Source organism: Streptomyces sp. NPDC059787, from assembly GCF_042732315.1.
In the GTDB taxonomy this organism is placed as follows: domain Bacteria; phylum Actinomycetota; class Actinomycetes; order Streptomycetales; family Streptomycetaceae; genus Streptomyces; species Streptomyces atrovirens.
The window spans coordinates 48,462-75,451 of the sequence record NZ_JBHWHX010000017.1 but is presented as its reverse complement, the minus strand read 5'-3'; the positions used below and the strand labels follow the sequence as shown (position 1 = coordinate 75,451).

General features: G+C 65.6%; 20 protein-coding genes. 12 read left to right on the top strand and 8 right to left on the bottom strand.

Annotation, left to right across the window (positions count from 1 at the left end):
- Positions 1–16 precede the first annotated feature (16 nt).
- Together ACFV5H_RS18420 and ACFV5H_RS18415 are read right to left on the bottom strand one after the other, a co-directional pair.
- On the bottom strand, positions 17–853 hold the full coding sequence (locus ACFV5H_RS18420; RefSeq protein WP_385195815.1) for an MBL fold metallo-hydrolase: 837 nt from the start codon (positions 851–853) through the stop codon (positions 17–19).
- Positions 854–1,480: 627 nt separating this feature from the next.
- Positions 1,481–1,927 (bottom strand): MarR family winged helix-turn-helix transcriptional regulator, encoded by a 447-nt coding sequence (locus tag ACFV5H_RS18415; protein WP_385052646.1) that lies wholly within the window; start codon positions 1,925–1,927, stop codon positions 1,481–1,483.
- Positions 1,928–2,035: 108 nt separating this feature from the next.
- Between ACFV5H_RS18415 and ACFV5H_RS18410 the strand changes: the two genes are divergently transcribed.
- Complete coding sequence (locus ACFV5H_RS18410) at positions 2,036–2,950, top strand: alpha/beta hydrolase (RefSeq protein WP_385195813.1); 915 nt, start codon at positions 2,036–2,038, stop codon at positions 2,948–2,950.
- 50 nt (positions 2,951–3,000) lie between these two features.
- On the opposite strand, the gene ACFV5H_RS18405 is transcribed toward ACFV5H_RS18410, so the two are convergent.
- Complete coding sequence (locus tag ACFV5H_RS18405; protein WP_385195810.1) at positions 3,001–3,198, bottom strand: hypothetical protein; 198 nt, start codon at positions 3,196–3,198, stop codon at positions 3,001–3,003.
- Between the two features lie 302 nt (positions 3,199–3,500).
- Here ACFV5H_RS18405 and ACFV5H_RS18400 point away from each other — a divergent pair, with 302 nt between their 5' ends.
- The 6 genes from ACFV5H_RS18400 (at position 3,501) to ACFV5H_RS18375 (ending at position 17,661) form a co-directional block, all read left to right on the top strand.
- Positions 3,501–5,603 (top strand): hypothetical protein, encoded by a 2,103-nt coding sequence (locus ACFV5H_RS18400; protein ID WP_385195807.1) that lies wholly within the window; start codon positions 3,501–3,503, stop codon positions 5,601–5,603.
- A complete protein-coding gene (locus ACFV5H_RS18395; protein ID WP_385195805.1) occupies positions 5,600–6,547 on the top strand; it encodes a hypothetical protein in 948 nt (315 codons plus the stop codon). Before ACFV5H_RS18400 ends, ACFV5H_RS18395 begins: the two co-directional genes overlap by 4 nt.
- Complete coding sequence (locus tag ACFV5H_RS18390; RefSeq protein ID WP_385195802.1) at positions 6,540–12,122, top strand: DEAD/DEAH box helicase; 5,583 nt, start codon at positions 6,540–6,542, stop codon at positions 12,120–12,122. Before ACFV5H_RS18395 ends, ACFV5H_RS18390 begins: the two co-directional genes overlap by 8 nt.
- A gap of 251 nt (positions 12,123–12,373) precedes the next feature.
- Entirely contained in the window at positions 12,374–13,927 is a 1,554-nt protein-coding gene (locus ACFV5H_RS18385) for an ATP-binding protein (RefSeq protein ID WP_385195800.1), read from the top strand.
- Positions 13,928–13,969: 42 nt separating this feature from the next.
- A complete protein-coding gene (locus ACFV5H_RS18380) occupies positions 13,970–16,945 on the top strand; it encodes a Z1 domain-containing protein (protein WP_385195798.1) in 2,976 nt (991 codons plus the stop codon).
- Between the two features lie 215 nt (positions 16,946–17,160).
- Complete coding sequence (locus tag ACFV5H_RS18375) at positions 17,161–17,661, top strand: very short patch repair endonuclease (protein ID WP_385195902.1); 501 nt, start codon at positions 17,161–17,163, stop codon at positions 17,659–17,661.
- On the opposite strand, the gene ACFV5H_RS18370 is transcribed toward ACFV5H_RS18375, so the two are convergent.
- Positions 17,662–18,873, bottom strand: a complete 1,212-nt coding sequence (locus ACFV5H_RS18370) for a DNA cytosine methyltransferase (protein WP_385195795.1) — start codon at positions 18,871–18,873, stop codon at positions 17,662–17,664.
- A gap of 146 nt (positions 18,874–19,019) precedes the next feature.
- Here ACFV5H_RS18370 and ACFV5H_RS18365 point away from each other — a divergent pair, with 146 nt between their 5' ends.
- A complete protein-coding gene (locus ACFV5H_RS18365; protein WP_385195793.1) occupies positions 19,020–19,772 on the top strand; it encodes an HNH endonuclease in 753 nt (250 codons plus the stop codon).
- Here ACFV5H_RS18365 and ACFV5H_RS18360 read toward each other — a convergent pair.
- On the bottom strand, positions 19,769–20,395 hold the full coding sequence (locus tag ACFV5H_RS18360) for an ATP-binding protein (protein WP_385195790.1): 627 nt from the start codon (positions 20,393–20,395) through the stop codon (positions 19,769–19,771). The genes ACFV5H_RS18365 and ACFV5H_RS18360 overlap by 4 nt on opposite strands.
- 216 nt (positions 20,396–20,611) lie before the next feature.
- Between ACFV5H_RS18360 and ACFV5H_RS18355 the strand changes: the two genes are divergently transcribed.
- A complete protein-coding gene (locus ACFV5H_RS18355; protein ID WP_361740563.1) occupies positions 20,612–21,457 on the top strand; it encodes a helix-turn-helix transcriptional regulator in 846 nt (281 codons plus the stop codon).
- Positions 21,458–21,676: a DUF397 domain-containing protein gene (locus ACFV5H_RS18350; RefSeq protein WP_385195787.1), complete on the top strand. Its 219-nt coding sequence runs from the start codon at positions 21,458–21,460 to the stop codon at positions 21,674–21,676.
- Between the two features lie 14 nt (positions 21,677–21,690).
- Here the strand turns inward: ACFV5H_RS18350 and ACFV5H_RS18345 are convergent, their stop codons facing one another.
- On the bottom strand, positions 21,691–22,173 hold the full coding sequence (locus ACFV5H_RS18345; RefSeq protein WP_385195784.1) for a hypothetical protein: 483 nt from the start codon (positions 22,171–22,173) through the stop codon (positions 21,691–21,693).
- Positions 22,174–22,376: 203 nt separating this feature from the next.
- On the opposite strand from ACFV5H_RS18345, the gene ACFV5H_RS18340 reads away from it, so the two are divergent.
- Positions 22,377–22,730: a hypothetical protein gene (locus ACFV5H_RS18340; RefSeq protein ID WP_385195782.1), complete on the top strand. Its 354-nt coding sequence runs from the start codon at positions 22,377–22,379 to the stop codon at positions 22,728–22,730.
- A gap of 135 nt (positions 22,731–22,865) precedes the next feature.
- Positions 22,866–23,729, top strand: coding sequence for a carbon-nitrogen hydrolase family protein (locus ACFV5H_RS18335; protein ID WP_385195780.1), 864 nt, complete (start codon positions 22,866–22,868; stop codon positions 23,727–23,729).
- Between the two features lie 497 nt (positions 23,730–24,226).
- Here the strand turns inward: ACFV5H_RS18335 and ACFV5H_RS18330 are convergent, their stop codons facing one another.
- Both ACFV5H_RS18330 and ACFV5H_RS18325 read right to left on the bottom strand, forming a co-directional pair.
- On the bottom strand, positions 24,227–24,835 hold the full coding sequence (locus tag ACFV5H_RS18330; protein ID WP_385052690.1) for a hypothetical protein: 609 nt from the start codon (positions 24,833–24,835) through the stop codon (positions 24,227–24,229).
- A gap of 395 nt (positions 24,836–25,230) precedes the next feature.
- Complete coding sequence (locus ACFV5H_RS18325; protein ID WP_385195778.1) at positions 25,231–26,763, bottom strand: peptidoglycan-binding protein; 1,533 nt, start codon at positions 26,761–26,763, stop codon at positions 25,231–25,233.
- Between the last annotated feature and the right edge of the window lie 227 nt (positions 26,764–26,990).

The window sequence follows — 26,990 nt, the reverse complement described above, 5'->3', positions numbered from 1 at the left end:
CCGCGGGGCGTGCGGGTCAGGCCGCCGCCCGGTCGCCGACGGTCACCCGCTCACCCGGGGCGCACCGCACCAGGCGCGCGCCGTGCCCCCGGCGCCCCGCCTCCGCGAGGAAGTCCTCCAGCGGGGAACGGAAGACCGTGTAGTCGCTGTGGTGCACGGGCAGCGCGCGTCGCGGGCGCAGCAGGTCGAGCAGGTCGGCGCCCTGCCCGGCGTCCATGGTGACCACCAGGCCCCCGGGCAGGGTCGTACCGCCGAGGTGCAGGACGGCCAGGTGGATGTCCGGGTACCGCACGGCGATCTCACGCAGCCCGTCGTACATCAGGGTGTCGCCGGACAGGTAGAGGACCAGCCGGACCTCCCCCGAGCGGTCGCCGAACTCCAGCAGGCTGCCCATCACGGGCGGCAGCAGGACCCGCAGCGGCCCGGGCGCGTGACGGCCGGGCAGCGAGGTGACGCGCACGGAGGAGTCCCCGTGCCGCAGGGTGCGGCTCTGCCAGGTGCGCAGCCCGGTGGCGCGCCGGAACCCGTACAGCCCTTTCAGCAGGCGGGCACCGTGCGGGGTGGTGACGAACGGCAGCCCCCGGTCCAGCCCGCGCCGGGCCACCCGGTCGAAGTGGTCGCCGTGCAGGTGCGACAGCACGACGGCGTCCAGGTCCCCGTGGGGCAGCTCCGCCACGTCGACGGCGGGCTCGGTCAGCCGTCGCGAGCGGAGCCCGTAGCCGAGGTGGGCGAACTGCCCGCGGTGCAGGAAGTTCGGATCGGTCAGCAACGTCAGCTCCCCGTAGCGGATCAGCAGGGTGGCGTTGCCGATGAAAAGGATCTCCGCGGTGCCCTCGGGCGGATGCTGCCGCACGGCCGGCTCCCTCCGTCGTACGCGGGTTCCGTGGGGGCCGGGTGAGCGGTGGGGGCGGTTCTACACCTCCCGGGGCGTGCGGTCCGGGCCCGCCCCGTGGTCAGGGTGGGGACGCGGGTGGCGGCGTTCCCGCAGTGGCTTCGGGGCGAGGCATCCAGGACGCGGCCCCGGCTGACTGCCGCCGAAGCAGGCCACGGCCCGGCACCGGCTCCGTTCGCGAGCACGGGGCCGTCTGCCACCGACTCCCGGGTCGCTGCGCGTCCCGTGCCATGATCCATGTCGACGACTTCGGGAGTCACCCGGAGGCCGCTTCCACCAGGTTCGTTCCGGCAGATGCCTCCTGCCCCGAACGCGTCCGCCGGGTCCGGTCAGTCGCCCGTACGCAGCACCAGCCGCACGACCCCCTTGACCCCTCGCCAGAGCCAACCGAACAGCCCTCCCGCCGAAGCAAGGTCAGCGGCGTCCGCGGCAGGCTGCGTCCAGTCCGCCCCGGAGCGGCAGCGGGAACAGGAACGGGGCCAACTGCGCTTTCGCGCACCGCACTTCTTGCACTTCGCCATGCCCTCATTCTCCCCTGACGCCGCCCTCTTCCTCGTCGCCTCCTGAACGCAGTCGACCTCGCGACTCTCAGCCCGGCCGGCCGTGGGAGCCCGCCTCGAGGGTCGCGCGAAGGGCGGCCAGGGCCGAGGCGACGCGGGTCAGGTCGTCAGGGGGAACCACCCCGGTCAGTGAGACGAGTTCGCTCTCGACGACGGGCCGGGAAGCGGCCAGCTGCTCCTCGCCCTCGGGCGTAAGGCGGAGGACGGACGAGCGACGGTCCTGGGGGTGCGCGACCCGCAGGCACCAGCCCGCGGCCACCAGTCGGTCGACCGCCTTGCTGACGGCTCCCACGGTGATCGCCAGTTCGCCGACGATGTCGAGCACGCGGCACCCCGGCACGCGGTCGATGATTTCCAGGAATTCGAACTGCCCCAGCCCCAGTCCCCGTTCGGCGCGCAGCCGGGCGTTCACCGCGTTGTAGAGCCGGGTCTCGACGCGGACCAGATCGGTGAAGATCGAAGTGATGTGGCTCACGCCAGCCTCCAGTAGATTCCTGGGAATCATCTTCCTCGGAATCCGGTTGGGCTCGGACAGATGGATTCCCAGGAATCCATCCTCGCACCCGACTCGTGGAGGCCACGCATGTCCCGACAGCAGCGCGACGCCCTGGACGCCGTACTCCGTTCCGCCCCTCGCAGCGAGAAGCAGCCCACTCCCGAGGAGCAGCGCGGCGATTTCAGCGCGGCGATCACCCGCCCCGCGCCGGAAGGCGTGGTCACCCGCAGGACCGTCCTGGGCGGGCGGCCGACCCTGGAGCTGGAGCCGGCCGAAGCCTCCGGCCGCGGTCGGCTGCTCTACCTGCACGGCGGCGGCTACGTCATCGGCTCACCGGACACCCATGCGGGACTGGTCGGCGAACTGGCCCGCCGTGCCGGGCTGCGAGCGCTGTCGGTGGACTACCGGCTGGCGCCCGAGCACCCCTTCCCCGCGGCCGTCGACGACGGGCTCGCGGCCTACCGCGAGCTGCTGGCGGCGGGCACCGACCCCCGGGACCTCGTCCTGGCCGGCGACTCCGCCGGTGGCGGCCTGAGCATCGCCACGCTGCTCGCGGCCCGGAAGGCGGGACTGCCGCAACCGGCCGCCGTGGTCGTCTTCTCCCCCTGGACCGACCTCACCCTCTCCGGAGAAAGCATCCGGTCCAAGGAGGACGCCGACCCCATCTTCACCGAGGCCGACATACGCGTCTACGCCGATCTCTACGTCGGCGCGGGCGACCGGGCGCATCCCCTGGCCAGCCCGGTCTTCGCCGACCTCACCGGACTGCCCCCACTCCTCGTACAGGTCGGGGCGAACGAGATACTGCTCGACGACGCGGTCCGGCTGGCCGGCCGCGCGGGCGCCGACGACGTCGAGGTCACGCTCGAAATCGGGCCCGGCCTCCCCCACGTCTTCCAGCACCACTACGGTCGCCTCGACGAGGCGGACGCCGCACTCGACCGCGCCGCCCGCTTCCTCACCGCCCACCTGGGCGCCGACCGCCCCGAACCGGTCCACTGACGCCGGTCCCGACGGCCTCCACACGGATGTCGGCGGCACCGCCGCCGACATCACACGTCCCGTTGACTCGCGAAGGCGATCTCTGAAGTCCCGTCCCGTTGGTACACGGGCATGCCGTACGTCACGGCCTCACCGACCCTCTTGAGCTTGGCCTGGCACAGGCGGCACAGACTGGCCAGTACGTCCCGGCGCTCCCCAGGCGCCTCGACCAGGTAGACGTCGGCGTCCTTCGCCGCGCTTTGCACCATGTGGGGAGGGTATTGCGGTAGTTGGGGCAGAACCGCGCTTACCAGGCTCGATCACCAGGCCGGCCAACAAGAGCCCGCTTAGGTTGCTAGATCAAATACCTTCGGTCTACACCTGTCTTACCAACTACTTCCTGAGTATTGTGATTCTGCTGTATACGCACCATGTGCGTTCGTTCCGCCTGCCCTGCTTCGCGGAGATCGGCTGCCGCCCGCCTGGGCGACCAGCCATAGGCCTGCCCGCTGAGCGAGCATGCCCAGCATCAACAGGGCGCGCGTTGCACGGAAGGGGATCAGGCAGGGCAATGAGGGGGGCATACGAGCGCTGGCAGGAAGTTCTCGGTGGGGAGTTCTTCGGAGCAGGCCAGGCTTTTCACAGTGCGGTCCTGTACGTCGATGACGAGGTAGCCCGGGACCTGGCGAAGGACAACAATCTCAACACGACGCTTGCCCACGCCGTCGCTGGAGAACTGAACTGGGACCCAGACAGACCGCTGCTCCATCGGATCAAGAACGCATGTTTTGCGTGGGAGAACGGCGGTAGTTCTGGGCCCCCTCCCAGCTTGCCCCTCCTGGCACTTTCGGTACTCGCCGCGACTCGCATGACGTCCTCTGACGGCATGCTGAAGTCCAACTTCTACGGCCGTTGGGTTCAACTGTTCGGCGAGGAGTCAGGAACCTACCGCGCGAACAGGCTCAAGAGCGCCTTCGAGGACGTTGCCACCATGTGGGAGCAGCTTGACCGGTGGCTCGACAGCACAGGCGGCCTCTGTGGCACCAGCACAGTGAGCACGGACGAGCACTACTGGAAGATCGGCTACCCCATCTCCCAGGCCTTGGTGAGAGGTTCAGACCGGCAGATTCTCACCAGGTTCTTCGCTGCTACCCGCCTACGGCCGAACAACCCGGCTCAGGTATCCGGCCGAGAGCTGCTTCGGCGGCTTCGTGTCTGGACCGCTGGCAGGGACCGGCGGCTTTCGCCCCGGCTCATGGATGAACTGGCCAACGCGGGTGACAGCGGTGACACGCTCATCGTCAGTCTCCTGAAACGACTCGCCGATGAATGGGACGGCAGGCTCCACGAACCAGAGCACGAGCACAGGCGCCGAGCCCTCGGCCTCCGCCTCGTAGTAGCAGATCGCGGTAAGCGGCTGGAATGGCTGGCAGAGTCGGTCGAAGAACTTCCCGAGACGGAAGTGAGCCTGCTGCCTGACGGCCGGACGTTCAAGCTCCACCACGACTACGCCAACACCTACAGCGGGCTGGAGACACTGCATCCCTCGGCCCAACAGCTGTCCAACGGCGTCCGTCTAGGGGGCAAGGACCTCGTCATCGAATGGGCTCCCCAGGAAGTTGTACTGCTCCGCAAGCATCCGCATCTGGGCGACTGGGTAAGCACCGAGTACTTCGAGCCCGGAGAGCAGCACTGGCTCCTCGCGGCCGACTCAGCCGTGAGTGAAGTCCGTGCCATGGTCGGAACGCTGGGCGGCCGCACCATCCGGGAGACACCATCTCCCGTACCGGGCTGGAAGCTCTTCAAGGGGGTACGAGCGGTCAACGGAGCGGCCTTCACCCGCACCCTGGACCAGGGGGGAAAGCACACGCATGTGCTGGAACCTCAGATCAGGCAGGAGACGAAGCTCTCCGGAGGCCTTCGGATAGCTCCCGAGTACCGGGCTGGTGCCGGCGTCGTCGGCCACTATCTGCGGCACGCAGCACCGGACTTGCTTCTGCCTCCCGGTGACACCCCTGACCGTAAGGTCGACGTTGTCCTTGACGGTCATACACAGTCTCTTCGGACAGATCCGCGGATTCCCTTCCCTCTATGGGTCGTCCCTCTGGAAGAGGGCAAGCACACCGTCGGAACCACGCTCAGCAGTCAGACTTTCACTGTGCACGATGGTTTGCACGAAGGGCTGCCGCCCCAGACCGGGACGCTCGGGTATCCCTGCAATGGAACCGCACGGAGTGAACCTCTGGAGACCGAGGACAGCCAGCCGACGATCCGTGGCGCGTACGCCCCCGAGAGTATCCGGCTTCCGCGGACCACAATCCTGCGCTGCACGGTTCTGGAAGCCATGCTGATCACCCCGGACGGGGGCGTACGCAAGATCAGACAGAGCGCGCCGCCTGCCTGGATGACGTCACGTCTACCGGCAGGGACCCTCGGCCCTTGCCTTGAGGTCCAAGCACCCGCCGGATACGTCTGGCTGATCTACAGAACGCCCTCGCGGTGGTCAGTCCGCCCCCTGCTGGAAGCGGCGGATATTCCCGCACCTCGTCCTTCTGGCACCGACTTCTCGTGGGCGTACGCCGTGATCAGCGCAGCCCAGCGGTCGCAGCTGCCGGTATGGCAGGACTACGTAACAGCGGCTGAGGCCATCACCGGAAAGAGGAACAACCGATGATCGAGCCAGGAGACCTGCTCTTGCGCTGGGTCAGTGAGCAGGGCGCGGGGTCGCTCTCTGAAGCCAAGCAGGGGGCATGGTGGCTCGCCGGCGCCCGTTGCCAGGAAGTCGAGCCCGGCGCTCCGGGCCGGTGGCTCCGGGATGCTGTTTCTCTCGCGATGCTGGATATCGACTGGCGCAACAGGCGCTGGTGCGCCGCACCTCCCGTGCTGACCCAGCTTCCGCAAGCTCGAGGGCTGGCCGTACTGACTGGCAGCAGGACAGCAGCATTTGAGCGGCGGCTTGAGCAGACCATGGAGGACAGCCCGGTTGAACTGTTCCGGGTGCCGAGTGTCCGGCCTCCCCGGGATATTCCGCTGCCGGTCTCGTTGATCGCGCAGTTCAACGATGAGCATGACCTTGAAGCCTGGGCAGCAGACCTCGGCATCACCTATACGCCCTGTTTCGCTCTACAGGCCGCTGCCCTGCTGCCGTCTCTTGAGTTCGGGGCACGGGGTTCCGCTCCGGAGTACGGCAAACCGCTGGAGCAGTACGACCTGGAGAGAGGTGAGTACCAACCCGTGGTCCGGCCGCAGTCCGACGGCTTGTACCGGTTCAAGCAGCGAGAAGGTAAGCGGGTATGCCAGATCCTGCGGGACGGCAAATGGTATGAAACAGGACACGAGGCAGGGGTCTACTCCGCACTCGCGCTCCAGAGCACAGACGCGGATGTTCTGCGCTGGCGGCCTGAGAAGGACAGCGGGCGGGAGCGGTTCGGCACTCTTTTCGTCGACTGGGGCTATCCGCTGCCGGATCTCCACCGACGTGTAGCGGTCATGTGCTCCGGGCTCGCACCGCGCATCAACGAACCGGCCCAGAACCTGGCATATGACAACGTGCCCAAAACAGTAGCCATGAAGATCGCAGAGTCACTGGGACAAAGCCTCGGGGAGAACGATGACTGATACGGCCGCGGACCATCCCGAAGCCGCCGGACGGGAACTCGATATCCTGGGGACCTTTGACCACCTCAAGGATGCGCTGTTCCGTTACTACAACACCCCGTTCGGTCTTGCTAACGAACTCCTGGAGAGGGAGCGAAAGCAGCTCTTTGACATCGATGGGGGCGCATGGCGTGACCCCCTCCTTGAGGTTCGACCTCAGTACGCCTCGGTAGGCACCGATCTCGCTGGCTCCGTCCGCGAGGCGGGCGCCCATCCGGATTTGTCGGAACTGGCACAGCTCGGTCTGCTCCGCGGCGTTCCATCGCTATACCAGCACCAGCACCAGGCTCTCGTCTCAGCCATTCGCGACGGCCGGAATGTGGTCGTCACCGCGGGAACAGGCTCCGGCAAGACCGAGTCCTTCATGCTTCCGATCCTGGCTGGCCTGGTCCAGGAGTCAGCGGACTGGACAGCTACGAGTCTCCCGGTGAATCGCTGGTGGAGCTCACCACACGGTGAGTACCAGCCGCAGCGGGCCGGAGAACGCGGACGTCATGCCGCTGTCCGGGCTCTCGTGCTCTACCCCATGAACGCTCTGGTTGACGACCAGATGATGCGTCTGCGCAAGGCGCTGGACAGTGACGAGGTACGGGACTGGTTCGCCCGGAACCGTCCTGGCCACCGCTTCTACTTCGGGCGATACACGGGCGCCACACCAGTGCCGGGGGACATCGGCTCCCGGTCTGGAGTGAAAACGCTGCGCAAGGAGTTCGCTTCTACTGAGGAACGCTCGCGGCAGGCGCACAAGGCGGGCGGAGACGGCCGGTTCTTCATTCCCAGACTTGACGGTGCGGAGATGCGCTGCCGCTGGGACATGATTCAGGCTCCGCCAGACATCATGATCACGAACTACAGCATGCTCAACGTGATGCTGATGCGGTCGCGCGAAGGAAGCATCTTCGAGAAGACGCGTCGCTGGCTGGAGGAGGTGCCCGAGGCCTGCTTCACCCTGGTCGTCGACGAGCTGCACATGTACCGCGGAACCGCCGGCACCGAGATCGCCTACCTTCTGCGCAACCTCCGGCACCGACTGGGGCTGGACGACAAGCCGGAAAAGTTCCGAATCCTGGCCGCTTCGGCGTCCCTAGAAGCTCCGCGAGACCTGGATTTCCTCCAAGAGTTCTTCGGTACGGATCGCGATCGTTTCGAGGTCCTGGGCGGGCAACTCCTCCTGCCTGCACACACGCACACTGATATTTCTTCCTCTGCTGACACCTACGCACGTTTCGACGAGACGGCTCCTGATTCGTCCACGGCTGACAAGACACTCACGGAAAGCGGAGGGCGCGAAGCCTTCGTCAACGCGCTTCGTGAGGGTGACCGGCTGATCGCGGATTTCGACCGGAACGTAGCTGCTCGGCTCTTCCCCGCAGCCGAACCGCCTCTCCGCATGAAGGCCCTGCGAGGTGTTCTGGCCGCTCTGCGCACTTCGAAGGACGCAGCTACTCCCAAGCTTCGCGGGCACCTCTTCTTCCGTAATATTCCGGGTGTATGGGCTTGTTCAGACCCTACCTGCCGTGAGGCCAAGCGCCCGGAGGGCCACGAACGGACCGTCGGCAAGCTGTACTCCCGCCCGACTCCACGGTGCGACTGCGGAGCGCGCGTGCTCGAACTGCTCTACTGCCAAAGCTGCGGTGACGTCTACCTCGGCGGATACGCGCCCGAGTCAGCCTTCACAGATTCCAAGGGCGCGTTTGAAGCAGGTCTGCTAGCGGACTTGCCGGATCTCGATGCACTCCCGGACGCTGCCGCCCTCGGCCCCAGCGCGGCTAACTATGTCGTCTACTGGCCCAGGCGGGACAAGCCCGCCATAAACCAGCTTGCTTGGTCCCCTACCTCAGACAAGGGGTCTCTCAGCGCTAGCTTCGAGTTCAAGCGAAGCAAGTACGATCCGCGCACCGGCATTCTCCGTAACCACCGTGATTACACCGGCTGGTCGTTCCATGTCAGCGTCCCGCAGTCCAAACGAGGCAGCAACCGACTCAAACTCGAAAACCTCCCTGCGGCTCCCACTCAGTGCCCTTCATGCGGCGATGACTGGGAGGTACGCCAGCTGGGTACTGAAAAGCTCAGCCTGAGCGATTCGCGTCGCATGCGTACCCCTGTCCGCAGTATGCGAACGGGTTTCGAGAAGATCAATCAGGTGCTCACCACAGGGCTGCTCTCCTTGCTGCCGCACCGGCAAGCTGTCGTCTTCTCGGACAGCCGACAGGACGCGGCAAAGCTCTCCGCGGGTCTGGGTTTGCGTCACTACCAAGACCTGCTCCGTCTCCTGCTTGCCGACGAGGTGACGAATCAAGGTGATCCCGTCAAGGATCTTGAGGCCGTAACCCACTACTACGCCCGCACAGCGGTTGGCGACCAGGTTGATCCCGCCGCCGCCATGGCCGCACACAAGCGTCTTCGCGCGCGGGACCCCGAGACGTACGACCGGTGGGAGAAGCACCACAAGCCTTCTACGGGACTGAGCCTCTCCGACTTGCACGAGGCCAAGCCGGACCCAGAGGAAGAGGCTGAGCTGCGCGCCATCCTCAGCCGTGTGCCCAGCCTCGACAGTCACGCGTCGACCATCGCCGAGCGTCTCGTGCAGGAAGGCGTCAATCCCGGCGGCCCCAAGGCATCGCTTCAGGAGACAGCCAATCACCCCAAGGACACAGACCCAGAGCCCTGGACCACGTTGTATCAGTGGCCTGATGGCGATGGTCCAGTCAGGGAAACCTCAGGACTGCAGCTAAACGAACGCCAGGAACATCTGCGTGGGGAAATCCAGGAAACCCTTCGCGTCGAACTGCTCGGCGGACTCTTCGGCAGTGCCGGACGCGATTTCGAGTCGCTCGGGCTGGGCTGGCTTACGCAGACCTCAGACCAGGCTCCACTGAAAGCCGACCGTGCGTCCCATGTCGCCCTGGCCCGAGCCAGTCTGCGCGTCCTAGGCCACATGCGCCGCTTCGCCGGCCTCCGCAGCCCTGCCGACGAACCTCCGCGCAAGCTCCGAGCCTTCTGGGAAGTGGCCGCGCAGCATCTGGGCCAGGACAGCGATGACATCCGGTCGGCAGTGGAGCGGACTTGGGGAAACGCGGTCATCAAGTACCTGATTCAACCAGAACAGGTGGCTCTGCGGCATGGCCACGCCGCCTCATGGACGTGCCCCAAGTGCCGTCGGCGTCACCTTCATCCGGGCGTGGGTCTCTGCACGAAGTGCGGTGCTCTCCTCCCCGCAGAGTCGGCACCGTTCGACAACACCGACAGTGACTACTACGCGTGGATGGCCCGCAGGCAACTGGGTGCTTTCCGGCTGAACACCGCCGAGCTGACCGGACAGACCGACCGGATTGACGCGCAGAACCGCCAAGCCCGTTTCCAGGGAATCTTCCTCGACGGCAAAGAACACAAGAAGCCCGATACGCTCGACGTGCTCTCCGTCACCACGACCATGGAGGCCGGCGTCGACATCGGCCCGCTCTCCGCGGTCTTGATGGCTAACATGCCGCCGACCCGGTTCAACTATCAGCAGCGCGTCGGACGGGCCGGCCGGCGCACCTCACCAGTCGCGCTCGCACTGACCGTGTGCCGGGGTCGCAGTCACGACGAGCACTACTTCCAGGACCCCCAGCGCATCACCAACGACGCGACACCGCCGCCCTACCTGTCCACCGAGATGCGGGACATCTACGAGCGGGTCCTCGCTGCTGAGGTACTTCGGCAAGCATTTTCCGACGTACGTCCGGACAAGAACGACGGTGAAGAACTCGATCCAACCCGCAACGTCCACGGCCAGTTCGGACGCTGTGCAGACTGGTCCGCTGTCAGTGGAGCGGTGGATAAGTGGATTACTTCTCACCAGTCAGAAGTCAGGGCACTCGCGGAAGCTCTTGCTCAGCGCACTCGCGGTACATGGTCTCCGGACGAGATGACGGCATGGGTGACGGAGAAGCTCATCCTGCGAGTGTCCGAGATCGCCGAAGCCTCGCATGGGCACCCCGAGCTCAGTCAGCGGCTGGCCGAAGCAGGTCTGCTGCCCATGTTCGGGTTTCCCACATCGGCCCGGTATCTGTACACCAAACGTCCCTACGACTCGTACCCGTGGCCTCCAAAGGGTGTGGTCGACCGGTCCCTGGACATCGCCATCTCACAGTTCGCTCCCGGTGCGGAGACCGTCAAGGACGGGCAGGTCCACACGGCGACGGGGGTTGTGGCTTTCGAACCCACAGGGCACCGTCCCCGGACGGTGGACAACCCGCTTGGCCCGGATGCCCTCATCGGCATCTGCCGCGCCTGTGGCCACTTGGCCGAGCACGTTCAGCCACAACCGCCTCAGGCCGAGGACAGCCCATCCCAGCCGTGTCCGGCTTGTGGGGCCGTTGACGGTTCATACCGAGAGATCGGACTGCGGGAGCCGGCCGGCTTCTTCTGCGCAGGCAAAGCACGTGACTTCGACGGCAACTTCGCCTGGCGTGCTCGGTCACTCGCCCCTAGGACAGCGGCTGACCTGGAACACGGTGCCCCGGAGCGACTCGCAGAACGAGGTCTGGTCGTTCACTCAGGGAAGGGCCGACGCTACGCCGTCAATGACAACGGCGGTCGGCTTTTCACCTTCTCAAAGGTGAGCCCGGCGGCCCGCTGGTCGGGGGCGTACCTGGAAGCAGGGGCGGTAGAGCAGTTCCCGTGGCTTGCCAAGGACATCTCCTCCGGGTCTGACGCTGTGGTGACTGCCATCGGCGCTTCGCAGCACACGGATCTGTTCCTCCTCGGCCCCAGGGCTGGTGAGCTGCCCGAGGCCGGACTGCGCCTGAATCTCGCGTCAGTACCGCAGAAGACGGGGTTCCCCGACGACCGCTCAGGCCGACGCGCCGCTTGGTACTCGCTCGCCGCCCTTCTCCGGACTGCCGCGGGATCACTTCTCCAGGTTCAGCCCACCGAGATCGCTTCTGGTATCCACGGGGCGGGGTCGTCCCACAGGGAAGCCCGCACGTTCGCGTTCCTCTCTGACACCCTCGACAACGGCGCCGGCTACTGCACACACCTCGCTGAGCCGGGCGTCTTCAACGAACTTATCGACACCGCCCATGACTTGCTCAATGCATACGGATCAGGCACGCACAGCCGGGAGTGCCGCGGTTCTTGCTACGAGTGTCTCCGCGACTACACGAACATGGCTTACCACAGCCTGCTCGACTGGCGCCTCGCCGGTGACTTGCTGTCGATTCTTCAGCGTGAGGAACCGGGCCTGATCCAGCCCCGCGCAGCCGCCGGTCTGCTGGAGAACTGGGCCTCTGACGCTGAAGACAGCGAGTTCATTGACGACCTCGGGGGCGCGGGACCAGTAGTCCTCTTCGAGGATCGGGTATGGGTAGCGGCCAAGAGCCCGTTCGAGGCCGCAGACACGGGCATGGAGGCTGAGCGCCTTTCCCAAGTCCGCGCCGCTGTCGCAGAACACAGCCCCGACGTCACAGATGTGGTGTTCGTCGACGACTTCCTGCTCGACAAGGCTCCTATGAGAGTCACAGCGCTGCTCTTCGATTTTGATACGGAGTAGCACGTAGTACGCCGGATAACGCCGAAGGCTTGGCGGGGCAGGGGCGCCCCGCCTCTGCGTTGCGCAGAGGACACGGGACTATCCGCTCCGTACAGCAACCAGTTCACTTTCAGGACATTTTTGGATAAAAAATTCCATCCTATAAGCTAGCCACCCCTTTGTCCGACCTTTGCAGTACCGTCACACAGGCCAATCGATCCGCAGGGCCGCCGCTCATGCAGCAGGCCCAAACCCGTGTCTAAAGGAAGCACATGCCTTACGAGCCCGGCACTGTCTGGCAGTACGAAGTCCCCACGACCGGCAGCACCCACCTGCCACCGGACGCCGGCTACGCCAAGGCTCTGACGAATCAGGGGTACGGCTTCGAGGTCGCCATCGCCGACCTGGTCGACAACTCGATCGACGCCGGCGCCGACAAGATCGTCGTGCACTTCCTGCGGGACGCCAAGCGCATCCTCACCCTGCTGGTCATCGACAACGGCAAGGGCATGGACGACGCCGGCCTGGACGCCGCGATGACGGTGGGGCGGCGCCGCGACTACGGCGACAGCGCCCTCGGCATGTACGGCACGGGCCTGAAGGCCGCCTCGCTCTCCCACGCCTCCTCGCTGACCGTGGTCAGCCGCACCAAGCGCAGCCGCGCCGCGGGACGCCGTCTCACGGCGGAGGGCATCGAGGACGGCTTCCGCTGCGACACGGTCGATCACCGCTACGCACAGGAACTCGTGGACCGGTACGACGGTGTCATCGAGTGGCACGGCACGATCGTGCGGTGGGACCAGGTACGGGCCTTCGAGACCGTGACGACCGGCCAGAGCGACCACTACCTGTCGAAGGCGATCGCCCGCCTGGAGACGCACCTCGGCCTCTACCTGCACCGGTTCCTTCAGAACGGCCTCAAGCTCGACATCGCCGTATGGGATGTGAGCAGCGCTGAAGGCGAGCTCGGCGAGGAGGTGGACCACATCGCTGTCGAGGCGCTCGACCCCTTCGGCTACAAGGTGCCCGGGAAGGCGCGCTACCCCCGGACGTTCACGGCCCCCGTGGAGGGACTCGGAGACGTCCGGCTGACCGCGCACATCTGGCCCGCCAAGTCGAAGCAGGCCGGGTTCCGGCAGATCGGTTCCCTGGCCGACCGCCAGGGCTTCTACTTCTACCGCAACGACCGCCTCGTCCAGGCCGGCGGCTGGAACGGTCTCCGCAACCCCGAGGGGCACCTGGCCCTGGCCCGTGTGGCCGTGGACCTGCCGGCTCACGGGAACAGCGTCCTGAGCCTCGACGTCAAGAAGGAGAGCGTCACCGTCACGCCCGCCTTCACGCTCGGCGTCGAGCAGGCCGTGGACGCCTCCGGACACGCCTTCCACCAGTACCTCGGTGACGCCGAGGTCACGTACCGGGAAGGCGCGAAGCGTACGGAGATCGTGCGCAAGCCGGTGACGCCTCCGGGGAAGGGCATGGACCCGAAGATCAAGCGGGTCATCAAGGAGGAGCTGCCCGAGAAGCCCGGCGAGGAGCCGATCGCCTTCACCTGGGCCACGCTGCCCCAGGACAAGTTCTTCGACCTGGACCGCGAGAACAACGTCGTCCTCCTCAACAAGGCCTTCCGCAACGACTTCAACGACGGAAGGCGCGGCGGGAGCAACGACGCGCCCGTGACGAAGGCCTTGCTGTACCTGCTGCTGGAGGACTGCTTCGGCCTCGGACGCTGGGAGCGCAGCCGCCAGGACCGGGTGGACTACTGGAACACCATCCTCCTGGCATCGGCAGGAGTGCACCGCGACCGCCGTACGCAGACAGCCGACTGACCCCGTACCGCACTCACTCCGGCCCCTGACCGAGGACAAGAGATGACCATCACTCCGTCCGGTGTGCTCCTCGACATACACACCTCCGCGCTGGCGGGGATGGGCAGCATGCCGCGTCACTTCGAACGCTGGGCGGCGCTCGCCGCGGATGACTACCACCCGGACGCGGACCTGAGCGAGGAACTGTTCCGCTCCCTCCTCGTCGGTGGTGACGACTCGCTGGCCGCTCTCTGGAGCCGCCACCTGACCGCCTGGGACTTCGCGGAGGACCCGCCTTGGGGAGCGGGCTCTCGAGCTCGCACCGACGAGCGGCGCGCCGTGGTGTACGAACGGCTCCGGTTCGGGACCGAACTCCGCAAAGCCCTGGACGAGGCCGTACCCGTGGCACAGGTGCCCGGCGCGACGGTGATCACACGGGACTTCACCCCGTGGTACACCGCTGAGCGTGCGGCCGCCCGGCCCTTCTACTGGACGGCGTACGAGCAGAAACTCCGTGACAAGGGGTGGTCCGAGGCCGCCATAGCCGGCCTCGACCAGGCGAGCCGGGCAGTGGTCGAACGTCTCACCGACCCGGAACAGCCCTCGGCCCGCCAGGCGAAGGGCCTGGTCGTTGGCTACGTCCAGTCCGGCAAGACGGCGAACTTCACGGGCGTGGCCGCCAAGGCTATCGATGCCGGCTACCGTCTCGTCATCGTGCTGGGAGGCACCCTCAACCTGCTGCGCGCCCAGACCCAGCGGCGTCTGGACATGGAGCTGATCGGCCAGGAGAACATCCTGCGGGGGGCCGACGTCACGGACATCGACTCCCTGGTCGGTGTGGACTACGTGGGTGACGACGAGGACTGGCCGGAATTCGTCCGGCACGGCGGCCGTCCCTCCACTCTCGGCGCGTTCGACATCGAGCGCCTGACGACACGCGACAACGACTACAAGAGCCTGGCCCAGGGCATCCGGGCGCTGGAGTTCGAGAAGCGCGTCCCCACCCGCCCGTTGCACGATCCGGCGAACCTCCACCACGCCGCGGCACGCATCCTCGTGGTAAAGAAGAACAAGGCCGTCCTCACGAAGCTCGTCAAGGACCTCAAGCAGATCCATGGGATCCTGGGCGAGCTGCCGACGCTCATCATCGACGACGAGTCCGACCAGGCTTCCGTGAACACCTCGGACCCGAAGAAGTGGGAACGGGGAAGCACCGAGCGCACGGCCATCAACGGCTTGATCTCGAAGCTCCTGGGTCTGCTGCCGCGAGCCCAGTACGTGGGCTACACGGCGACTCCCTTCGCCAACGTCTTCATCGATCCCGGTGACGACATGGACCTCTTCCCCACCGACTTCCTGATTTCCCTTCCCCGCCCGGCCGGCTACATGGGCGTCCAGGATTTCCACGACCTGAACTCGCCTGTCCCGGTGAAGGAGCGTACGTACGCCAATTCCCAGGAGAAGGCTCACGTGCGGGGAATCTACGACTCCACGGGAGACAGGCTCCAGGAGGCAATGGACGCCTTTGTCCTGTCTGGTGCTCTGAAGCTCTACCGGGCTGACCACGGCGTAGCCGAGGCTGCCTTCCGGCATCACACGATGCTCGCCCACGAGTCCGTACGCCAGGATGACCACGCTGATCTGGCTCTACGCATCAACTCCATGTGGCACCAAGCCGGTTACAGCTCCGCTGTGGGGCATGCGCGTCTCGCGGCGCTCTGGGAGGCAGATTTCACACCAGTGAGTGAGGCACAAGCCAGTAGCCTCCCGTCGCCGTCCTCCTACGACGAACTACGGCCCTACGTCCATTCCGCACGCCAGCGCATCGGCAGCGGAGGCCAGCCGGTCATCGTCGTGAACGGTGACACCGACCGCTACTTCGCCCAGCTCGACCTAGATTTCGACCGGACACCGAACGTCTGGAAGATCCTCGTGGGCGGCACGAAACTCTCCCGCGGCTTCACCGTCGAAGGTCTGACCGTCACTTACTACCGCCGCACCACCCAACAGGGCGACACACTGATGCAGATGGGGCGGTGGTTCGGCTTCCGTCCCGGATACCGGGATCTGGTCCGGCTGTACATCGGCCGGGAGGAGCCGTTCGGCCGTGACAAGTTCGTCGACCTCTACGAAGCGTACGAAGCCGTCTGCCGCGACGAAGAAACCTTCCGGGAGCAGTTGGCCCAGTACTCCGTGATGGTCGACGGGGAGCCTCAGGTCACCCCTGTGCAGATCCCACCTCTGGTGGCGCAGCACTTGCCCTGGCTCAAGCCCTCGGCCCGCAACAAGATGTTCAATGCGGAACTCGTCGAGATAAGGTCTCCAGGCCGTCCCATCGAGCCCGCCTCGTATCCGCTGAACAGCACCGTCACCAAGCGCAACACCGAGCGCTGGCGACCGCTGCTGCACGCCCTGAGTACCGCCCCCGTGTCGTTCAGCAACCCTCCGGACAACTCAAGCACGCTCACACGGACCTTTACGGCACTCACCGGCACCGCTACACATGGTGAGCTTGTCAGCGTGCTGTCCCAGCTCGAATGGGAACGTCCCCGGTACTTCGACCCCCACCTGACCTACCTCCGTCAGCTTGACGGCACCCTTGCACAGGTCGATGACTGGCTGCTCATCTCGCCCCGACTCGTCTCGGACAACCGTATCGACGCCAGCGTCCTCGGTTCAGCCCCGTTGTCCTTGGTCCGACGAAGCATTCAGGCCGGCAAAAGTTCCTTCGGCCGGATCGCCAGCGTCGAGCACCGCACTGCGGCGCAACGGCTTATCAACGAGGCTGCCGCTGGAACAGAAGCGAAGATCGGTCCTAGGACCGGAGTCGCGCTGGTCTATCCGGTAGTGGAGGGAAACAACCCGGACAGCGTCCGGGCAGCCGTCCGTAACGGTACCGCAGATCCGTCGAAGATCGTGATGGCCTTCACTCTCATCCCGCCGAAGTCAGCCACTAGCGCGGACCGCCGCTTGGTGCGCTTCCGAGCCAAGGACTCGCGCTACATCAACGACGCCACGATCCCGGTGAACCCGTCGTGAGAGGGAGCGTCTGCCTCCAGTCGGCGAAGGCCGCTGCTAAGGCGGATCACAACCGTCATCCGCTGGGTCAGCGAAGCCGATGCTGCCGCACCGCCATCCCTACCCTTGGAGTAGCCACAAGCAGCAGAACGACCCAGCGCATGAAGGTATTGGTCGGGGCGCCTCAGCCCCTGGGAACTCGCCCGGCCCTGGAAATCTGGTAGTCACGCATGGTGATGAGTACTTCCCCAGCTCAGCCGTCCAACTCCGCGGAGAGCTGGTCTCCGCCGACTGGTTCCTGGGCGTCCTCCGCTGCCCGCCGCAGGAACATGCAGGCAATCCGCAGCCGGGATACGAAGCCGGAGTGGCTGATCCGGAGACTTGTCCATGCGCAAGGGCTGCGATACCGGGTCGCGGCCAAGCCACTGCCTGATCTTCGCCGGACGGCTGACATGGTCTTCCGCCCAGCGAAGGTCGCCGTCTTCGTCGATGGCTGTTACTGGCACGGCTGCCCCGAACACTACGTTCCGCCGAAGACCAACCCCGGTTACTGGTCGGACAAAGTTGCCCGGAACATGGCTCGGGACCGTGACACCGATCGGAGGCTGGCAGAGGCCGGCTGGACCGTACTCAGGTTCTGGGAGCATGAACCTTCAGCTGACTGCGCAGCTCGCATCATGGCTGAGGTACAAAAGCGCAGAGCGAAACCTGCTCACACGGCGGACAGTAGCGACTGATCACTCCTTCGCCCGGTCACGTTCGCGGGCTGCCCTTAGCACATTGGCAATGGACTCGCCCACTGCCTTGGCGACAGGCGGCGGGAAGGCATTGCCGACCTGTCGATATTGGGCTGTTTTTCCTCCGGAGAAATCCCACTCTGACGGAAAACCCTGGATGAGGGCCGCCTGGCTTACCGTGAGCATGGGTCCGCTAGGCCCGAACAAGTCCCGGCCTTCAGTCCCCTTCTCACGGCATGTTTTGATGTCATTAGCGACTCCCATTCCGGAGATGCCCAGCAGCTCCCAGGCCGCTTTGGCACGACTCGGTCCTAGATCAGCGCCACCGTGCTTCTTGGAGCCGCCTACAAGAGTCGGCGCAATGCCGCTGAACTGAATCTTGAGTTCCTTTATCTTCTTAGCTCGTGTCCCATCCTTGTCAAGCCAGCGGTCGTGACATTCGTGCGCCAGGTCGGCGTACTCACCCTCAAAGTACGGCTCAAAGCGTTCGTACATGGAAAGCTTCAGGCGGTCGGCCACGGTCACCGGTTTCTTGTGGGTAGCCTCCGGCCACTTATAGCTGAGCCCATCAAGGATGTCGTTACGGACCGCCACCAGGACAGCGCGAGGACGAAGCTGGGGTACGCCGAACTTACTGGCCTCTAGAAGACCCCACTTGCAGACGGTGTAGCCGGGCCTCGTCTCCGAACCGTACTTGCGCCGCTTGAGCTCGGACACGATCCACGACCGGTAATCCGAGAACTTACGGTCCATAATTCCTCGCACATTCTCGATCATCACCGCGCGGGGGTTCAGCTCTCCCACCAGTTCCAGCATGCGCGGGAAGAGGTCTCGTTCATCGTCCCTGCCTAGCTGCTTACCGGCACGTGAGAACGGGGGGCATGGGACACCGCCTGCAAGAAGATCCAGGCCACGCTCTTTGAGTAGCGCTCCGCTTCTGGCCAGATGCTTTCCAGGAACAAACTGGCGTACGTCCGTTGGCGGCAGCAGATCACAATGCCGCCTCTCCCAGGCCCACGACTTCCGCTCCGCGAGATTCTTCCTGAGAGTCGCCACCGCGTACGGATCGAACTCCACCAGGGCGAGGTGTCCGAAGCCCGCTTGGTGCAGACCGAGCGCCTGACCTCCAGCTCCAGCGCAAATTTCGATCGAGGTGAACTCAGGTTCCTGAGTCTCCTCCGTGGCCACCAGAGCCTCGTCCATGTGGGCCATGCCCCTCCTTACCATCGCACTGCGGCAGAAACGCTGTGCTATCCACCGTCACTGAGGGTGACACAACTCACTGACAGACTGATTAAGTGTGCAGCAATGCACCGGCAGTCACCGAACACACGCCGAACACGCATACGATATGGCCTGTGCGTCGCAGCCCTGCATGGACCGAAGACGAACTCGTGCTGGTTGGAGCGCTGGTCGTGAAGAACGACTGGCACGAGCTGAGAACTAGCGATCAAGAAGTGCAGGAGCTGTCCGAGCTGTTGCGCTCGCTGCCTCTGCACGACCCAGCGATCCTGGAGCTTCCTGGGTTCCGCTCGCCCGGCAGCGTGAGCCGCAAGACATCGGACTTCGCCACCAATTACGGCCCTTATCGGGGGAAACGCACCCGCTGCGGCAGCCCCACACTCCGGATGATCAAAGCGTTCACCGAGCGCGAGACGGAGATGCTTCAGGCAGTCGAGGCGCTCAGGGGCGGCATTAGTTCCGGTGAACTGCATCTCCTCCCCCACCAGCCCGACGAAGTCAATGACGATGGTTCGATGGCCATTGAGGGACGGCTCCTCACCCGCTGGGCGCTCGCCCGGGAACGGGACCCTCACCTGCGCAAGCTGAAGATCAAGCAGGTCAGGGACAGCGGACAGCCACTCAGGTGCGAAGCCTGCGGCTTCGACTTCGCCCTCACCTACGGTGAACTCGGTGATGGGTACATAGAGGTGCATCACATCACCCCTCTCTACGTTTCCGGCCCCAGAGAAACCAGGCTCGCGGACCTTGCCTGTCTCTGCGCCAACTGTCACCGCATGTGTCACAGGACCCGCCCAGGAGAATCCTGGCGCACGCCGTCGGCCATCCGGGAGCTGATACGAAAGCCCGTCGAGACGACCACTCACTAGGCAGCGTCCGCTTCAGCCTCGTAGTGCATCTGCGCCCGATCCAGCACGTCGTCCGGGTCCAGGCCCCGTGCGGACGTCCAGTGCAGCAGGTCGGCGATCAGCTCGACCGCTGTCTCTTCCAGGACTGTTTCGCACCGCCCGTGCAGGACGGACCCGCCGCGCTCCCGGTAGCTCTCCAGCACGTCGATGGCCCGCTCCATGCGCAGGCACACGGCGTCCGAGCCCAGCTCGATCTCGCACCACACTGCTTTACCCAGCGCAGTGACGGCGGTCCCCCAGTCCACGGCCATGGCGGCGAGCATGTGCAGGCCGCGGCCGCACTCCGCCTCGCAGTCGGCGGTGCGCAGTGCGGGCAGCGCGCTGCTCTTGTCGTGCATCTCGACGCGCAGTCGCTCGCGCTTCCACTCCATGATCAGGGTCGCCGGCGAACCCTCGCCAACGTGCTTGATGACGTTCGTCGCCAGCTCCGTCACGACGAGCTGCGTCGCGTCACCAGCGGTCGGCACGCCCCACTGGCCGAGCTGCGTGGCGGCGGCCCGCCGTAGCAGGCGCACTTCCGCCGGCAGCGCCTCAAAAGGCAGGACACAACGGCGCTGACGGTTCTCGATGTCGGTACCGGGCATAAGCGGTTCTCCCTCCCGTGCCACGCGCATGCTGCGCCTGCCGTGTCCGAACGGCTGCATTGCGTAGCTATCCGTCACCGAGAATGACACAGAGAACTCTCACTGTGTAACTTCTCATAAACCTCTATCGAGTGAATCGCATGGTGGGTCGACAGCCGCGCTACCTAGCCTGTTCACACCCCGAGCGCCTGCCCGGGTGAGCGCTTGAGGAGTTCCATGTCCGTACGGACCACCACACGCCGCCGTCAACTCGGAGCGATGCTGCGCAAGTTGCGCGCCCGCAAAGGGATGACCCTGGAGGAGGCCGGCGGGCTGGTCGGCGTATCGAAGGCAACGGTCAGCCGGTACGAGACGCAGGCGGGACCGGTGAAGTGGATCGTCGTGGACGCACTGTGCCGTGAGTACGGAGCCACGGATGCCGAGCGGGAAGCCGTGGTGCGCCTGGCGAAGGACGCCAAACAGCAGGGTTGGTGGAGTTCGTTCGCCGACTCCATCCCGGAAAGCATGAACCTCCTGCTCACCCTTGAGGACGAGGCCGTACGCGAGGACCACTTCTCCTGCGTCTACGTCCCAGGCCTTCTCCAGACCCGCGCCTACAGCACCGCTCTGCAGAAGGCCAACGAGATCCCCCTGGAACCAGCTGAGATCGAGCGGTTGGTGGACATCCGCATGAAGCGCCAGGAGATCCTCACCCGGCCGAAGCCGTTCCGGCTGTGGGCCATCCTCGATGAGTCCGTGATCCGCCGGGTCGTGGGCTCGCCAGAGATCATGAAGGAACAGCTCGGGCGGCTCCTCGAAGTCAATGAGTCACCGCACATCACACTGCAAGTACTACCGTTCTCGAACGGAGCCCACGGTGCCGCTCTTGGCAGCTTTGTGATCATCGGCGGTACGGAGTCAGCCCTTGATGTGGTCTATGTCGACTTCCACACCGGTTCCCTCTTCCTGGAGAAGGACGAGGAGTTGGAGCGATACAGACTTGCGTTCGAGTACCTTCGCGCACAAGCGTTGGACATGGAGGCTTCCTCCGCCCTGATCCATCGCGCACGCAAGGAGCTGTAGATGCCCGCCCGTTCTCCCGCCCCTCCTGGGCTGGCCTGGTTCAAGTCGTCTTACAGCGGCGCGAACACAACCGAGTGCGTGGAGTGCGCGCACGTCACGCACGGGGTGCTCATACGCGATTCCAAGGGCGCGGACGGTTCTGTCGTCTCTGTCGAAGCCGGTGCATGGCGTTTCTTCTTGGCAGGGCTGAGACGCGAGCGACCGGTCGTGCCCGCCTGACACTCCCGAGCCACCTACTCCACCATGCGTTCCGCGTCCTCCGGAACCCAGGGAAAGGGCACGTCGGGCCAGCGCGCGGAGGCCCACGCGTCGACGTCGACCGCGAGGACGGCGTCGATGAAGGGCTGCGGCGGGCGGTAGCCGTGGGCGGTCACGTAGTGCGTGACGAGGAACGGGGCGGCGTAGGCCGTGCCGGGGGCGCCCGGGATGCGCAGCTCCCCGTTGCCCTCCGGGGCCGGCTCGTCCCGCGCCGGGCACAGGTCGCACTCGTGCACGCCCAGGCAGACGTTCATCCACTGGACCCGCTGGACGGCCTTCAGCTTCTCCACGAACGCCTCGGGGACCGGCCCCGTCGCGTACGGCTTGCCGGCCTCCAGCCAGCCGACGTTCAGGCGGGTGTACGCGGGGCGGTACCAGAGTCCGTAGAAGCCGGACTCCAGGTCCGTGAAGGTGTCGTCGTCCAGGTAGTCGTACGCGCTGAGATCCTCGTAGAACACCCGCACATCATCGCCCGCGCCGCTCGGCGGTACGCGAGAAGGCGGGTGCGCTGCTCGCCGAATCACGAGCACCCTGGCCCGCCTCCCGGGGACCCGGGTCCAAGCTCGTCGGGACGGCCACGACGGCCAGCCGCCTCCTTGAAGCCGTCCCCCGATGAGAATCCCACCCTCAGTTCTGGGTGATGCCTGCACAGGATGCGGACATGCAGGACATTCTTCGCAGGACGGGGGAGATCAAGGAGCGAGAGATCGTGAGCGCAGAGCACGTGGAAACACCCATCCCTGCGCCGTTGCCGTTGAGGACCATCGGCGACATCCGGGCCGCTCTGCGGTCCGGGCACGGCTTCCCCGGCGACCAGGAGACCTTCGAAGCGGATCTCCAGCGTGCGCTGGAGGCCTCCTCGGAAGCGGACCTCAAGGCGGTCGCCGCAGTGATCGTCGACCACCGGGGGCGGGTTCGTCTCCACCAGGACCCTGACTTCGACATCGCCGTACAGGAGGGTCTCGACCTGGCGGCACGGTTGAAGCAGGAGGTTCCAGGCTCGCGGGCGGTGTGATCGCGGCCGGTTGCCGCACAGGCCGCCCAGCGAGCGAAGGATCTGGGAGCTGCGACGCCGACTGACGGAGCCCGTGAGAAGTAGGAGCTCGCACAAATGAGTGCGGCGAGGTGCGCGGCGGTAGTGTGAAGATCCGTGACAGAACATGCAGGCCGGCACCGGGTCCATCCGCTCCCCTCGCGTCCGATACGCATAGCTGCCGCGCAGGCTCAGGCCGAGGCCGGTGATGTCGAGGCCAATGTGGCCACCGTGACAGCCATGGTCCGTGACGCTGCGCGGGCCGAGGCCCGGCTCGTGGTCTTTCCGGAGAAGTTCCTCAGCGGCTACGAGCCCGACCTCGTCCAGGCCGACCCGCACAGTTGCGCCGTGCAGCCCGGCGACCCGCGGCTGGACCCCATCGCCGACGCCTGCCGGGAGACCGGCACGGCTGCCGTTGTCGGCGCCGCGTTCCACGATCAGGGTGATCTGTACGTCTCGGCACTGGTCATCGACACGAACGGGGAGTTCGTCACCCGCTACGACAAACAGCACCTGTTCAAGTCGGAACGCGAGATCTATCGCGAGGGCACGGCCGGGTGCACGCTTCAGCTCGACGGCTGGCGCCTGGGGTTGGGCATCTGCTACGACTCCGGCTTTCCGGAGCACGCGCGTGCGGCGGCGCTGGACGGCTGCCACGCCTACGTCGTCGGCGCCTTGTTCAGCGTCGGCAACGGATACCACGAGTCGCGCACATGGTTCCCGGCACGGGCCCTGGACAACACCTGCTACGCCGTACTGGCCAATCACATCGGTACGACGGGGGGCTGGAACGCCTGTGGCTCCAGCGCCGTCTGGGGACCGGACGGGCGGCGGCTCGCCGAGGCCGGCGCGGATCAAGCGGAGTTGATCACCGCCGATCTCGACCCGAAGACCTTGCTTGCGGCCCGCGATTCGGAACCCATGCTGCGCGACCTGCGGGACACGACCACTTACGCGCGCGCCTCGCACCGACTCGGCTGATCCGCTTTCAGCTCCCAGGACAGAGCACGACCTGCACGGCTGCATCCGGGCCGTGCCGCCGCCGGCGCGCGGAGCTCGTCCATGAGGCGGGAGCCGACGCCCTGGCGGCGGAGCGTGCGGACCGGCAGCGCGCTCCGCGCCATGGCGACCTGGCGCGACCTCGCGGTCGGAGCCCTGCGACTGGACGGCGCGAAGGACATCGCCTCCGGCCGTCGCCGCAATGCGCGTGACGCCCGCCCGCCCCCTCGCGGTCCTCGATCTCGCCCGAGCGCGAAGTGGACGTCACTCGACCACGCCGAAGCCCTGAGGGCTGTCGCAGAATGACTTCAGGCTTTGATCTTGGTCAGGCGTGCCGTCTCGCGAAGTCATCGAGCGGAACGGCGCTCCGGCGTTCGTGAGTTGTTTCCCGACGGTTCCCTGGGTCGCTCAGGGGTCGGCCGGGTCCGGCGCATGCGTTCTCGGCGTTCTCTCAAGCCGGGACGAGAGGTGACGCCGCCTCAGATGGTCGGGGTGTCGTCGACGATCGGCCGGTGGATCTCGACGACCGGCTTCCACCCCGTGGAGAACTCGATGAAGTCCGCACGGGTGGGGTAGGTGTCGATCGCGCGACGGTCACGCTTGGGGCTGTCGTTCCCCTTGCGCCCCCGGGGAACCTGCTCCTCGAAGATGTCGACCTTCACGTCGGGAACCTCCTTGAGGCCCTGGCGCCAGATCTGCACGACATCGGCGCCGAACGCCTGCCGAACCGCGGCGTAAAGGGCCGTGAGGGACCCCTTGTCCCCACCGGGGACGAAAAGCGCCAGGTCCAGCACGACACCGGCGGACTGGAGGACCTCGATGGTCACCGAGCCGTTCTCGTCGGCCACGTAGATTCCGGCTTCGTTCTCGTCGTCAGGAAGGCAGGAGACCTCTTCCTGGAATACGGTCCTCGCCGTGATCGAGCCGCCCTCGAAATCCTCACCGGACTTGGTCAGAAAAGCAGGGACATAGCAGTCGGGAAGCTTGAGCTCTTCCGTGTCGGCGGAAACGAAGATCCTGTCCTTCACGCCGAGCTTCGTCACCTCTTCCAGCGAGAGGCGGCGAGCGGCGATCTTCTCCGTGTTCACGATTTCCCTTTCAGGTTGCACTGTCCCTCCGAGCAAGGACGCTACCACGAAACCCTGAAGTCAACTGCCCAGTAATCTCTGGGTAAATGGCCTCCGATGACCTGCACGGAGGATATTGGAGCGAGTGCCACTCGGTCGGTAACACGCATCCGCCAGGTAGTATCCCTCGTCATGGCGTTGGTGATCAACTGGCGATTGCATTTCGGTGCTTTGGATGGCACGGAGTAACTAAAAGAGATTTTGCGGTAGATATCGCCCATATCCCCTTCGGGGAGGTGGCGGCGAGGTAAGGCGATCCATTCGTTGCCCATGGGGCGAAGGGCTCCCCCGGCCGCCTCCGGGAGACCCGGACCCGGGCTCGCCGGGGCCGGCGACGGCTCCTGGCTCGTCAGCGGTCACTGAGGACCCAGGACGTTCTCGAAGGTGCCCGCCTGGATCCCGTGGCGGGTCTCGAACGCCTTGACCACCGCTGCTTTCAGTGTCTCGGCGTTCACGTCCTCCACACGACGCGGGGAGGCCGCCCCGGGGGTGTGTTCGTAGTTCCAGACGACGACATCCAGGAAGACGGGGAGCCTGAGTCGCCGGCCGAGCCGGAGGAGCGCCTGGGATATCGAAGGGTAGGGAGTGAATTCGGTGTTCCCCAGCCAGTCCTGGAGAGTGGCCTCCGGGACGCTGAAGTCGACACCCATCGCGTCCAGGGCCTGGAGCGTTTGAGGGACACCGACGGGGACGTCGCCCTGCCCGCCGGGGGCGGCGATGTCGTCGCTGCCGTAGAGCATCCTGAAGTATCCGCGGACCTCTCGGTGCATGGCCTCCAGCAGCATCGGCCAAGTGATCTCGTCCGCCATGCCCTCGATGTCTCCCTCACCGTCCCAGTCGGTGTGGATGACGTCGCCGTGCAGGGTGAGGCGGGGGATCTCACTGTCACTCAGCATGCCGGGAGCGAACGCGGCACGCAGATGGTCCTGTTGGAGGGCGGTGACGGCCGGACCTTGTACGTCCATGCGGCCGTCCACGATCCCGGTGACGTTCTGCTGGAAGTCGATGATGGCGCCGTCCGTCTGAGGGCCGTACAGGCCGTCCTCGTCGATCAGTTGTCCCTCATGACGTCCACGCCAGTCGTTCAGCAGGAGCTGGGCGTACATGACGTCGTCCCGGATGTTCGGCGACGGCGTACCGGCTCCCGACGCACGGCCCACGGCCTGTTGCAGGGGAGACTGCGCGGAGGGGATCAGGCCTTCCAGGACCGTCCTGGTGTCCTCCTCGGAAAGCCGGACGCGAACGACCGCCGCCAGCCCCGCCGCCCGCTGCAGGGCGGTGCACTTCTCGCCCTGTCGGCGCCGCGTGCCCACCAGGCACAGCCGGTACAGAATGAGGCCGTCGACTTCCCATTCCACTTCGATGACTATCTTGTACCTGCCCCCGAGGGAATTTCCGTTCGGCAACTCGACCTGGAACTTCGGTTTGTATTTATTACCGGGCTTGTACGGGAGATTGGCCTTGCCCGGCTCGCAGAGCAGCATGAACCAGCCGATCTTGTCCTTTCCGGACCGCCTGCCGCTGGGCGAGTCGGGCTTGATTTCGTAGAACTCGGTCCGGCCGAACCGGTGGGAAATGATGTCGGGCACCTTGACGTCCATCAGCTTCGGACTACTGGCCAGGCACTGATCCACGATCGCCTGCCGGTTCACGTGCGAGTTGTGGAATTTCAGGTAGTCGGCCATGTTGGCGCAGCGGTGCTTCCCGACGTTGATGTCGAAGAAGTCGAGCCTTCCGCCGGTCGGGGGGAACCAGAGTTCGCAGCCCCCGAATCCTTCCGCCTTCAGATGTTCCTGGTAGTTCCGGGCGACGAGGCCCTCCACCAGGTCCGCGATGGCCTGTCGTTCTTCCCAGGTGTCATAGATCTGTCCGGGTGGCACGCAAGGCATGTCGATCTCCTCAGGGGGCCCGCCCCCTCCGGGGAGCACGGGGCCGGCCACCCGTGTCCCGTGGAAATTTTTCGAAGCCGCCACTATTGCCGCTTTGGGAATTCCGAGGGCCACTTCGTCGCTTCTGCGCTTAGTCCGATGCCCCAAGAGAATAGAAGTGCAGGAATTTACGGATCGCCTGCTTTTTCTGTCGACTCCCGCTTACCAGCATGACACTCGAAGCGCCG